Source organism: Micromonospora sp. NPDC005197, from assembly GCF_040608295.1.
In the GTDB taxonomy this organism is placed as follows: domain Bacteria; phylum Actinomycetota; class Actinomycetes; order Mycobacteriales; family Micromonosporaceae; genus Micromonospora.
In genome coordinates this window covers 12,496-24,994 of the sequence record NZ_JBEXHY010000046.1, presented here as the reverse complement: position 1 = coordinate 24,994, position 12,499 = coordinate 12,496, and the positions used below count along the sequence as shown (strand labels likewise).

At 67.5% G+C, this 12,499-nt stretch carries 6 protein-coding genes and 1 pseudogene; 2 read left to right on the top strand and 5 right to left on the bottom strand.

What is annotated here, in order from left to right; translation table 11 throughout:
* Positions 1-335: 335 nt before the first annotated feature.
* From ilvC to ABZU46_RS17145, 4 genes are all read right to left on the bottom strand, one after another.
* On the bottom strand, positions 336-1,349 hold the full coding sequence (gene ilvC / locus ABZU46_RS17160; protein ID WP_354858698.1) for a ketol-acid reductoisomerase: 1,014 nt from the start codon (positions 1,347-1,349) through the stop codon (positions 336-338).
* A gap of 58 nt (positions 1,350-1,407) precedes the next feature.
* Positions 1,408-1,923: an acetolactate synthase small subunit gene (gene ilvN / locus ABZU46_RS17155; protein ID WP_088946549.1), complete on the bottom strand. Its 516-nt coding sequence runs from the start codon at positions 1,921-1,923 to the stop codon at positions 1,408-1,410.
* Positions 1,923-3,806 (bottom strand): acetolactate synthase large subunit, encoded by a 1,884-nt coding sequence (locus tag ABZU46_RS17150; protein ID WP_354858697.1) that lies wholly within the window; start codon positions 3,804-3,806, stop codon positions 1,923-1,925. The genes ilvN and ABZU46_RS17150 overlap by 1 nt, the downstream gene beginning before the upstream one ends.
* A gap of 188 nt (positions 3,807-3,994) precedes the next feature.
* Positions 3,995-6,367: an EAL domain-containing protein gene (locus ABZU46_RS17145; protein WP_354858695.1), complete on the bottom strand. Its 2,373-nt coding sequence runs from the start codon at positions 6,365-6,367 to the stop codon at positions 3,995-3,997.
* A gap of 111 nt (positions 6,368-6,478) precedes the next feature.
* Between ABZU46_RS17145 and ilvD the strand changes: the two genes are divergently transcribed.
* Complete coding sequence (ilvD, locus tag ABZU46_RS17140) at positions 6,479-8,326, top strand: dihydroxy-acid dehydratase (protein WP_354858694.1); 1,848 nt, start codon at positions 6,479-6,481, stop codon at positions 8,324-8,326.
* A gap of 828 nt (positions 8,327-9,154) precedes the next feature.
* Positions 9,155-11,521, top strand: a complete 2,367-nt coding sequence (locus tag ABZU46_RS17135; protein WP_354858691.1) for an AAA family ATPase — start codon at positions 9,155-9,157, stop codon at positions 11,519-11,521.
* A 355-nt stretch (positions 11,522-11,876) separates the two neighbouring features.
* Here ABZU46_RS17135 and ABZU46_RS17130 read toward each other — a convergent pair.
* Positions 11,877-12,076 (bottom strand): annotated as a pseudogene (locus ABZU46_RS17130) (transposase); the annotation flags it as partial.
* Positions 12,077-12,499: the final 423 nt, after the last annotated feature.

Below are 12,499 nucleotides of genomic sequence, written 5' to 3'. Positions count from 1 at the left end.
AGCGCACCTACCCGCGATCGTAGGGGCCGCGCTGGCCGGCGTGTTCGGGTCTTCAGGGTGAGTGCCCTCACACGCGCGGTCGAGCGATGGACATCACCCGTTCACCACAGCGAAACCGCTGTCGCGCGCCGTGCGCACGGGTCGGGCTTACCACTGCGGTGAGCGACATACCTCAGAGGTATGAATATGACTCTCAGGTATACGGCTCACCAGCGACACTCCCACCCGAGCACGTGCCGAGGCCGCTACCGGCGTCGGCGCATTGCCGACGGCCCCGGGTCGCGCTGGGGAGAGCGCGGCCCGGGGCCGTCGGAGACTGTCGTCTGGCCGAGCGATCAGGCGGTCTCGGTGATCGGGCGGTCGACCCAGCTCATCATGCCGCGCAGCTTCTTGCCGGTCTCCTCGATCGGGTGCGCCGCACCCTCGGCCTGCCACTTCTTGAAGTTCGGCCGGCCGGCCTCGTCCTCGGCGACCCACTCGCGAGCGAACTCGCCGGACTGGATCTCGCCCAGGATCTTGCGCATCTCGTCCTTGACCCGGGAGTCGATGATGCGCGGGCCACGGGACAGGTCGCCGTACTCGGCGGTGTCGGAGATGCTGTACCGCATTTTCGCGATGCCGCCCTCGTACATGAGGTCGACGATCAGCTTCAGCTCGTGCAGGCACTCGAAGTAGGCCACCTCGGAGGCGTAACCCGCCTCGGTGAGCACCTCGAAGCCGGTCTGCACCAGGGCCGCCGCACCGCCGCAGAGCACCGCCTGCTCGCCGAAGAGGTCGGTCTCGGTCTCCTCGGTGAAGGTGGTCTTGATCGCGCCGGCCCGGGTGCCGCCGATCCCCTTGGCGTACGCGAGGGCGAGCGCGAGCGCGTTGCCGCTGGCGTCCTGCTCGACGGCGACGAGGCAGGGCACGCCCTTGCCGTCGGCGTACTGGCGGCGGACCAGGTGACCCGGGCCCTTCGGTGCGACCATCGCCACGTCCACCTCGGCCGGGGGCTTGATCAGGCCGTACCGGATGTTGAAGCCGTGACCGAAGAAGAGCGCCTTGCCCGGGGCGAGGTGCGGCTCGATCGACTCGGTGTAGAGCTTGCGCTGGGCGGTGTCCGGCGCCAGCACCATGATCACGTCGGCCTCGGCGGCGGCCTGTGCCGGCGTGAGCACCCGCAGGCCCTGCTCCTCGGCCTTGGGACGGCTCTTCGAGCCCTCCGGCAGACCGATCACCACGTCGACGCCCGAGTCCCGCAGCGACAGCGCGTGGGCGTGACCCTGGCTGCCGTAGCCGATCACCGCGACCTTCCTGGCCTGGATCAGGCCGAGGTCGGCATCATCGTCGTAGTACACCTCAACGCTCATGAGAAACTTCCCTTTCGTACGACGGCCTGAGTGGCCCGTCGTGGTCTGTGCGGATGGGTCAGGCGGCGCGCAGCGCGGGGCCGGCGGTGATCGAACGCGAGCCGCGCCCGATGGCCACCAGCCCGGACTGGACCATTTCCTTGATGCCGAAGGCCTCGAGGTCGCGCAGCAGCGCGTCGAGCTTGTCCGGTGTGCCGGTGGCCTCGATGGTCAGCGTGTCCGGTGCGACGTCGACCACCCGGGCACGGAACAGGTTGACCGTCTCCAGCACCTGCGACCGCGCGGACCGGTCGGCGCGAACCTTCACCAGCAGCAGCTCGCGGGCAACCGAGACCTGCGGATCCAGCTCAACGATCTTGAGCACGTTGACCAGCTTGTTGAGCTGCTTGGTGACCTGCTCCAGCGGGGACGACTCCGCGTTGACCACGATGGTGATCCGGGAGACGTCCGGGTTCTCGGTCTCGCCGACGGCGAGGCTGTCGATGTTGAACCCGCGCCGGGAGAACAGGCCGGAGACCCGGGCGAGCACGCCGGGCTTGTTCTCCACCAGCACGGACAGGGTGTGCATCGTCATTAAATGTCATCCTCGTCGAAGACCGGGCGGACGCCACGGGCGAACATGATCTCGTCGTTGCTGGTGCCGGCGGCGACCATCGGCCAGACCATCGCGTCCTTGCCGACCACGAAGTCGATCACCACGGGCGCGTCGTTGATCTCCATGGCGGCGGCGATGGTCTTGTCCACGTCAGCCGCGCTCTCGCAGCGCAGCCCGACGCAGCCCAGGGCCTCGGCGAGCTTGACGAAGTCCGGAATGCGGTGCTTGTGGGTGCCGAGCTCGGTGTTGGAGTAGCGCTCGTTGTAGAAGAGCGTCTGCCACTGTCGGACCATGCCGAGATTGCCGTTGTTGATGACGGCGATCTTGACCGGGATGCCCTCCAACGCGCAGGTGGCCAACTCCTGGTTGGTCATCTGGAAGCAGCCGTCCCCGTCCACCGCCCAGACCACCGTGTCCGGCTTGCCGACCTTGGCGCCCATCGCCGCCGGAACCGCGTAGCCCATCGTGCCGAGACCGCCGGAATTCAACCAGGTGTACGGCTTCTCGTAGGAGATGAACTGCGACGCCCACATCTGGTGCTGGCCCACCCCGGCCACGAAGATCGCGTCCGAGCCGACGATCTCGCCCAGCCGCTTGATCACGTACTGCGGGGACAGGGTCCCGTCGACCGGCTCGTCGTAGCCCAGCGGGTAACGGTTGCGCAGGTCGTCCAGCTGCGTCCACCAGTCACCGAGGTCGGCGGTGTGCCCCGCCGACCGTTCAGCGGTGACCGCAGCGATCAGCTCGTCGATGACGTGCTTGGCGTCGCCGACGATCGGCACGTCCACGTGCCGGTTCTTGCCGATCTCGGCGGGGTCGATGTCCGCGTGCACCACCGCCGCGTCCGGGGCGAACGAGTCCAGTTTGCCGGTGACCCGGTCGTCGAAGCGTGCGCCCAGCGCGACGATCAGATCCGCCTTCTGCAGGCCGTAGACCGCAGCGACCGTGCCGTGCATGCCGGGCATCCCCAGGTGCTGCTGATGCGAGTCGGGGAACGCGCCGAGCGCCATCAGCGTGGTGACCACCGGGATGCCGGTCAGCTCGGCCAGCCGGCGCAGCCCGTCGGTCGCGCCGGCCTTGAGCACCCCGCCGCCGACGTAGAGCACCGGCCGCCGGGCCGCGGCCATCAACCGCGCCGCCTCCCGGATCTGCTTACCGTGCGGGTGCAGGGTGGGCCGGTAGCCGGGCAGGTCCAGGGTGGGCGGCCAGGAGAAGGTGGTCGACGCCTGGAGCACGTCCTTGGGGATGTCGACCAGCACCGGGCCGGGCCGGCCGGTGCTGGCCAGGTGGAACGCCTCGGCCAGCACCTGCGGGATCTCCTCGGCGGTCTGCACGAGGAAGTTGTGCTTGGTGATCGGCAGCGTGATGCCCTGGATGTCCGCCTCCTGGAAGGCGTCGGTGCCGATCGACGGGCGGGCCACCTGGCCGGTGATCGCCACCATCGCCACCGAGTCCATGTACGCGTCGGCGATCGGCGTGACCAGGTTGGTCGCACCCGGGCCGGAGGTCGCGATGCAGACGCCGACCTTGCCGGTGGCCTGCGCGTAGCCGGTGGCCGCGTGCCCGGCGCCCTGCTCGTGGCGGACCAGGATGTGCCGGACGGTGGAGTCGTAGAGCGGGTCGTACGCCGGCAGGATCGCGCCGCCCGGGATGCCGAAGACGACGTCGACGCCGAGCGCCTCCAGGGACCGCACCAGCGAGCTGGCGCCGGAGACCTGGGCCGGGGCGGCTGTCCGTACGGCCGGGACAGCCGGGGTGGCCGCGGCGCGCGCGGCGGCGGGGTCGACGGTGCCGGCCGGGTCGGCGGTCGCGCGGGCCCGCCGGGCGGTGTGGGCGAGGGTCTCGGGCGTGGGTCTCGTCATGGTGGTTCTGGCCTTCGGCTGGAGTGGCTGGGGCTTGTTCAGCGATGCGAGGCGGGCGTGGGCCCGTCGCGACAGGTTCCGACGGCAATAAAAACGGCCCTCGTGCAGATGCACGGGGCCAGCGCACTCTCGATGAGGGAGAGTGCGCTCAGGTAAGTACTCGCAGCGACCGGTACGACGACATGCGGCTAAGCCTGACGCATCTCACGCGATGAGTCAACTGATCCCACATGTTGGTTGACGGAGGGCGGCGAGTCGGCTGACACCGCGCCACCACCAGACGGCGTGACCTGCCCGGACCCGCCGGCAACCCGGCGCGGAGCGGGCAGCGGGGAGGGCCGCGCACCCGGCGAGGTGGCCGCCTCCAGCATCGCCTCCAGGTGCTCGGCCGGCACTCCCCAGCCGAACAGCGCGCCCTGCCCGAACCGGCAGCCCGCGGCGACCACCGCGGCCAACTCGGTAGGCGTGGTGACCCCCTCGGCGATGACCTCCAGGCCCAACTGGTGGCCCAGCCGCATCACGATGTCGACCATGGGCGCGAACGCCGGACCGTCCTGGCCCACCGGGCGGACCGGCTCGTGCTCGGCGACCAGGCTGTGGTCGATCTTCAGAATGTCGATCGGCAGTCGGCGCAGCTGCCCCAGGGACGAGTAGCCGGCACCGAAGTCGTCCAGCGCGATCCGTACGCCGGTCAGCCGCAGCGCGGTCAGCCGCCGGATCAGCTCGTCCAGGTCGGTGGCGACCGCGTGCTCGGTGACCTCCAGCACCAGCCGCTGCGGCGGCACGTGGTGGGCGCGCAGGGCCTCGGCGACCTGGACCACGTACTCCGGGGCGTGCAGCTCGCGCGGCGAGACGTTCACCGAGACCCAGACGTCATGCCCGTCGGTCAGCCAACGGGAGAGCTGGTAGCAGGCCTGGTGCAGCACCCAGGCGCCGAGTGTGGCGATCATCCCGCACTCCTCGGCGAGCGGGATGAACTCGTCCGGGCGGATGTTGCCCAGCTCGGGGTGGTGCCAGCGCAGCAGCGCCTCGGCGCCGACCGGCCGCACCGACGGCAGCGAGGCCACCGGCTGGAAGGCCAGCCGCAGCTCGTCGCGCTCGATCGCGCCCCGCAGCTCGTGCTCCAGCGTGGTGCGGCGGCGCAGCAACTGGTCGTACGCGGCGTCGTAGCGCTCGATCCGGTTCTTGCCGCGTTGCTTGGCGTAGCGCAGCGCCAGATCGGCGTGGCGCAGCAGCAGCTCCACGTCGGGTTCGCCGGCCCACCCGGCCACGCCGATGCTCACGGACAGGAAGACCGGGCCCTCCGGCTGGTCGTACGGCCGGTTGAGCACGCCGAGCAGCCGCTCGGCCACCCGGTCCGCCTCGGTCGGTCGGGCCGGCATGAGTACGGCGAACTCGTCGCCGCCGAGCCGGGCCGCCACGTCACCCGGGCGCAGGTTGCCGCGCAGCCGGCGGCCCACCTCGGCCAACACGGCGTCGCCCACGTCGTGGCCCCGCATGTCGTTGACGTTCTTGAAGCCGTCCAGATCCAGACCGAGCAGTACGCACGGGGTGCCGGCCGCCGCGCCGTCGTGCAGCGCCCGCAGCAGCCCTCGCCGGTTGGCCAGCGACGTCAGGGGGTCGGTGTGCGCCAGCTCACGGAAGTGCGCCTCCCGCTCGGCCAGCCGGCCGGCGTAGTCCCGGACGTCCTTGAGGGTGAGGTACTGCCGGGCCACCAGGGCGAAGCCCTCGACGCTGCCGGCGACGATGCCGGGCGCCGTGAACCGCCCGTCCTGCAGGAGGTGGTACATCGCCGAGGCCGCCATGGCCAGCATCGGGGCGACGGCGTACTCGCCGTCGCGACCGATCAGGTCCAGCTCGACGTGCCCGGGCCGGTCGGCCTGGTGGACGGCGAGCGCGACGGTCAGCAGACCGGCGGCCAGCACCGCCGCGCCGGCGAGTGCCATGGTCGGCCCCGCCTGGCAGAGCCCGGCGCTGAGGCCCAGCCCGCCGCAGCTCACCGCGCTGATCCCGGCCGCGAGCACGGCCAGCCGCTGACGCGGGGCGGCGGCCCGGAAGACGACGATCACGGCGAGGCCGGCGCCGAGCGCCGCGCTCACCGTCGCCACCAGGATCGCCGGGCAGGCCATCGGCGTGGCGGCGCCGAGCAGCCGGGTCGGCTCGGAGAAGAGCACCCAGCCGACGAACCACAGCGCCGCCGCCATGGTCAGACCGTCCAGGGCGAGCCGGGCGGTCCCCGCGGCGGTGGCGGCGACCCCCGGCAGCCGGAGCAGCCCGGCCGCGAAGGCCAGCCCGCTCACCGCCGTACCGATCGCCGCCACGGTGGCCCAGCCGGTGCGCTGGCTCTGCTCGTGGGCCCAGTGCTCGTTGGTGGAGAGCACGGCCACCAGACCGACCAACAGGCTGGCCAGGGACGTCCCGGCGGCCGCCGCGAGCAGCAGGTGCGCCGGCCGGCGCGGCCCGCTGCGCCGCCGCGCGACCATGGTCAGCAGCACGGTGGCCGCGGCTGCGACCACGCCGCTCAGCGCCGCGACGGCGACCATGCCCGGGGGGAGATGCACGCCATCAAGAGTGCCGGATGAGTGCACGCCGTGGGAGACCGGATGTGCATCTGTTGGGACACGGCGGATACTCCGGATGCCTGACGCGGCGGCGGTGTCATGCTGGTACACATGCCTGAGCTGCGATCGAGGACTTCCACACACGGTCGGACGATGGCCGGCGCCCGGGCCCTCTGGCGGGCCACCGGGATGACCGACGACGATTTCGGAAAGCCGATCGTCGCCATCGCCAACAGTTTCACCCAGTTCGTGCCCGGTCACGTCCACCTGAAGGACATGGGCGGTCTGGTCGCCGACGCGGTGGCCGAGGCCGGCGGCGTCGGGCGGGAGTTCAACACGATCGCGGTCGACGACGGCATCGCGATGGGCCACGGCGGCATGCTCTACTCCCTGCCCAGCCGCGAGTTGATCGCCGACGCGGTGGAGTACATGGTCAACGCGCACTGCGCGGACGCCCTGGTCTGCATCTCGAACTGCGACAAGATCACCCCGGGCATGCTGCTGGCCGCGCTGCGGCTCAACATCCCGACCGTCTTCGTCTCCGGCGGCCCGATGGAGGCCGGCAAGACGACGGCGATCGAGGGCGTCGTGCACAGCAAGATCGACCTGATCGACGCGATGATCGCCTCCTCGAACGAGGCGGTGACCGACGAGCAGCTCGGCGAGATCGAGCGCTCCGCCTGCCCCACCTGCGGCTCCTGCTCCGGGATGTTCACCGCCAACTCGATGAACTGCCTCACCGAGGCCATCGGGCTCGCGCTGCCCGGCAACGGCTCGACGCTGGCCACCCACGCCGCGCGCCGGTCGCTCTTCGTCGAGGCCGGCCGCACCGTCGTGAACATCGCCAAGCGGTGGTACGACGGCGACGACGACTCCGTGCTCCCCCGTACGGTCGCCTCCAAGGCCGCCTTCGAGAACGCGGTCGCCCTGGACGTGGCGATGGGCGGCTCCACCAACACCGTGCTGCACCTGCTCGCCGCCGCCCGCGAGGCGGAACTGGACTTCGGCGTCGCCGACATCGACGCCATCTCCCGGCGGGTTCCGTGCCTGGCCAAGGTCGCCCCGAACTCGCCGAAGTACCACATGGAGGACGTGCACCGGGCCGGTGGCATCCCGGCGATCCTCGGCGAGCTGGACCGGGCCGGGCAGCTCAACCGGAACGTGCACGCCGTGCACTCCCCTTCGCTGGCGCAGTGGCTCTCCGACTGGGACGTGCGCGGCGGCTCGCCGACGCCGACGGCGGTCGAGCTGTTCCACGCCGCTCCCGGCGGGGTCCGCACCGTCGAGCCCTTCTCCACCACCAACCGCTGGTCGACGCTGGACACCGACGCGACCGAGGGCTGCATCCGCGACCGTGAGCACGCGTACTCCGCCGATGGCGGCCTCGCCATCCTGCACGGCAACCTGGCCCCGGACGGCTGCGTCGTGAAGACCGCCGGCGTGCCGGACGACTGTCTGACCTTCCGCGGCCCGGCGAAGGTCTACGAGTCGCAGGACGACGCGGTGACGGCGATCCTCGCCAAGGAGGTCGTCGCCGGCGACGTCGTGGTGATCCGCTACGAGGGCCCGAAGGGTGGCCCCGGCATGCAGGAGATGCTCTACCCCACCTCGTTCCTCAAGGGCCGCGGGTTGGGCCGCTCGTGCGCGCTGCTCACCGACGGCCGCTTCTCCGGCGGCACGTCCGGCCTCTCCATCGGGCACGCCTCCCCCGAGGCCGCGTCCGGAGGGCTGATCGCCCTGGTCCGCGAGGGCGACGAGATCGTCATCGACATCCCGGGCCGGTCGATCTCCCTCAACGTGGCCGAGGACGAACTGGAGGCGCGACGGGTGGCCGAGGAGAAGCGCGACAAGCCGTACACCCCGACCAACCGGCAGCGGCCGGTGTCGGCGGCACTGCGCGCGTACGCCTCGATGGCCACCTCAGCCAGCGACGGCGCCTACCGCCGCGTCCCGGAGTGAAGGCGAGGAATTTCCGAACGCCGCAGGAACATTCACATAGTGACATCGGTACCATCTCCCGGTGCCTCTAGACGTCACGCCTCGCGATCTCAGGAGCAGCTGCTCGCGCCTTCGTGAAGCCGCCCAGGCAACCAACGCTGAGGTCTCTTACCTGCTGCTGTTTTATGCCGTTGAGTGCGGTTTGAAGGCCGCAGCACTGCGACGCCGCAACTTGAAATCGATCGCGGGGTTACCGAAAGATCTTGTAACACACGACCTCAGGCGACTGGCGAAGGAGTTGCACCTGAACCAGGCGACTTATCAGAAGCTGCTTGCCTGCAAACGGAGGGCTCACGGAGACTCGTCAACAGCTCCGGTCTCAGTCCCTCAACTGCACGAGGCATGGAGGTATGGTGCGTCGTTGGACGTTCAGGACGAGCAGAACTCTGTGGCAGGCTTGACCGTGCTGAGTCAATGGGTCCAGAAGGAGCTGGGGCAATGAACCATCAGCCAGACACATCCCCATCTACCCACCCGGACCATCTCTTCACTTGGCTGGACGTCAACCAGTACTTCGCTGACCTCGCCCGCCAGAAGGCGTGGCCCACGTGGCTGAGGGAAGTAGACGCTTACTGGGACGGCGTGCGTCTTGCAGTGGATCCAGGGATGCCGGCGGAGCCAGTCTGGGTCTGGCTACGCTCTGTTCTTGGCCCACTTACAGTTGAGCCCGACCGCAGCCTAATACTTCTGGACGACGCTGGGAATGAGCGACCACTACCAGTTGAAATAGATTCTTTCGATCAGGCTCCGCCAGCCGACCGTCGGCCAAGATGGGGCGACCGCAGGATCGTGGCTGAACTGGGCGAGCCGCTACCGGCACCTCGCCCCTCACTTCCTCATGAAGTTTCAATTATAGCCTTTCACTCCTTCAAGGGAGGGGTCGGTCGCACGCTGCATTGTGTTGCTGCCGCCCGCCGACTGGTCGAGGAAGGCCGCCGGGTCCTGCTCGTCGACGCCGACTTGGAAGCACCAGGGATAACCTGGATGGCTTCGGAAGTGACTCGAATCGACTTTGCATATGAGGACTTTCTCGCTTTGGTGCACGGCGCCATGGACGAAAAGTATATTGACGCGGTTCGCCTTGGTCAAAAGTTTCTCACGAACCAAACGCTGGATGGGGTAGTGGTCATGCCCGCACGCCGTGACCACACTCGCGTAACGCCCAGTCCTATCGAGCCAATCGACCTGCTAACGTCCGAGCGCGACCCTTACGTCTTGACGGAAGCGCTTGCGGAACTCGGCCACGCCCTTCAGGTTGACGCGGTATTAATAGATTTGCGGGCTGGCGCGAGCGAACTAAGCGCTCCGCTGTTGCTCGACCCTAGAGTTCATCGGGTGTTTGTCACGACGATAAGCGATCAATCCGTGAGAGGAACAGCACAGATTCTCCGAGACCTGGCGCTACGAGCTCCCGCCACGCGGGCGACGGATCCGGACTGCGCATTGCTGTTGACGCAATTCAGCGATCAGGATCACAGTGAGCGGCTACTCGAAGTTGCGGCTGAACTACGCAGTGCCGCCCTTGCTGTTTCTCGCCGAAGTGACGAGGCGGCCATTTCCAATCAGGACACCACGGACTCGGACGTGGCAATCGCCGTCATGACCAGCCCTTTCGACTCACGCCTTCTAAATCTTCCGGCATCTTGGAATAGCGTAGTGACCCTTACAGCGCGAGCAGGACTTAGCCAGGTCCTCACACCCCTTATCGAGGCTATGCCTGGCCAACCCACGCAGGTGGCCACGCTCGTAGCCGCAGCAACACCAGGAACCATCGACGACACGAGGAACCGACTGGCCAGAGTCGCCGCTGATTTGGTGTTTGCAGACAGCTCCGAAGAGGCGGATTTCCTAGCGACCGAAGCGCTTCGCAACCTCGCCGAGGCGCACAGGACCGAGCTACCCATCGAGATCGTCATCGGCAGCAAAGGTGCCGGGAAGACCTTCACCTACCTGCAGCTCTGCCGACGTCCTGATTGGTCCTCGTTTATCGACGCGACGGGCATCCGAGCGTCCTCATTGCAAGTTCCTACCGTGCCGGTGCTCGCCTCGAGCAATTTGGCCGATCCTGCCCTGATAAATGAACGGCGAGCCGCAGCAGCCCATCGCCTGACCGGCCAAGAGCCTGCCAACTCACAGGCAATCCGGGATATGGTTACAGAAGCGCTAGCCCTCGAGCTGACACCAGTAGGATGGCGTAGGGTTTGGCTGGCGTGCTTTGCCCGGGCGATAGGAATACCGGCTACATCTGAAACAGCGGAAGATGAACTGACCAGCTTCGCCCGCAGACAATCGGCGATATTTGTGCTCGATGGACTTGAAGACCTGTTCCAGGAGTTCGTGGAAAGCCAGCATGAACAACGGGCCCTTCGCGCATTACTAGTCGAATGCCCTGAGTGGCTGCGCACTCTACGCGGCCGACCCCTGGGCATGGTGGCTTTCGTTCGTCGCGACCTCGCGCAAGCCGCACTTAGGCAAAACTTCGCTCAGTTCGAGAAACGATACGAGAAGTACTCTCTGCGCTGGAATAGGGAAGAGGCACTTCGCTTAGCTGCCTGGGTATGCCAGCGAGGCGGCGCTCTTGATGTGGCAAACAATGAGGTGCGATCGGCCAGCGAAGACCACTTGTCCGAGCTCATGCTCGCAGCCTGGGGCGAGAAGATGGGGACCCTCAAATCAAAAGAAGCCAGGTCAGAAGTGTGGTTTTTTGCTGCACTTTCTGATTTCCGGCAACAGGTCCAGGCTAGAGACATCGTCTCCTTCCTAGCAACTGCAGCCGACGAATCAGTAGGGTCGGATAGCCGCTGGTCAGACCGCGTACTCACCCCGACAGCCATGCGGAACGCATTGCCTGTTTGCAGTCAACAGAAAATTGAAGCCATACGGCTGGAGAACCGCCCGGTCGGAGTGCTGCTCGACCGGCTTCAAGCTTTAGATATCGAGCAGAAGAAGCTGCCTTTTCAGCTTGACGCAGTCGGTTTAGACAGCGAGCAGGCGCAACTTCTCGACGCGAACGGAGTTCTATTCCGCGAGGACAACCAATACTGGATTCCAGAAATTTTCCGACACGGCCTAGGTTTCACCGTGCCAGGCGGCCGTAGGCCGCGGGTCATCGCAGTGGCCAATCTCGTACGTCGGCGCAACAATCTGGCTGGCTGAAACGGGCAGGTCATACAAGGTAAAGCTGGTAAACTGGGCGCCACTCTGGAACTCTGTCCCTCAGTGCGTGTTTGAGACGGCGTGATCAGGTCCAGTTGAAGGTGCCCCGGGCTTGTTGGCGGGCGGGCTCGCCGTGGGCGATACGGCGGACCATGCCGACGATGGAGGCCCACCGAATGAGCGCTTCGGAGAGGTCGGTTGGCGTTCATAGCCGCCGACAAGCCGCCGGTGAGTAGGAGCCAGGCTAGGGAACGCTCCACCACCCGCCGGCAGGGATGCACGGCGAAGCTCTGGTCGGGTCGGTGAAGACGTGCCGGATCGGGGTGGCCAGATATGCGCTGAGCAGGGCCCTCTTCGCGCCGTCACGGTCCTGCCAGCTCGCAGCGAGGACGTCACAGTGACCAGCAGACCCCGTGTGTCGGTAACGATGAACCGCTTCCGTCCGTTCATTTTCTTGCCCGCGTCGTAGCCGCGACCGTCCCGCCCTACGGTGTCGGTGCCCTTGACGATCTGCGAGTCGATGATCCGCACTGACGGCTCCGGCTCTCGGCCCTGCTGCACCCGCGCCTTGACACGCAGCACGGCCATGAGCTTCTCGGTCCGCCGCCCTCCTTCTACCGGATGAAGTACCAGTACACCGTCTGCCACGGTTGCAGGTCAGCCGCCTGGTACCACCACGGGCAAATCTGACCACACGACATGCAGGATCGCGTGCGCAATCTTCCGCCGCGGGTGCCTCTCCCGCCGCCCGTTGGTGCTCGGCTCCGGCAGCACTTGCTTGATCAGCGCCCACTGGGCATCGGCCAAGCAAGGGGGCATAGCCACGACGAGAAGACATCCCGCGCCCCACTGCCCACCACCGCAACCATCGACGTCGGGTCGCCGCGCCATCCACATCAGACCATTGAGGCCGCTCTCAGGAGACTCGTCCGCTTTGGCTTTGAGCAAGCAGAACTAATGCGCGGCCGGATCGACCAA

Coding starts and splice junctions, on each gene's coding strand:
- ilvC (WP_354858698.1), bottom strand. CDS start 1,349: ATGAGCGTTGAGGTGTACTACGACGATGATGCCGACCTCGGCCTGATC.
- ilvN (WP_088946549.1), bottom strand. CDS start 1,923: ATGACGATGCACACCCTGTCCGTGCTGGTGGAGAACAAGCCCGGCGTG.
- ABZU46_RS17150 (WP_354858697.1), bottom strand. CDS start 3,806: ATGACGAGACCCACGCCCGAGACCCTCGCCCACACCGCCCGGCGGGCC.
- ilvD (WP_354858694.1), top strand. CDS start 6,479: ATGCCTGAGCTGCGATCGAGGACTTCCACACACGGTCGGACGATGGCC.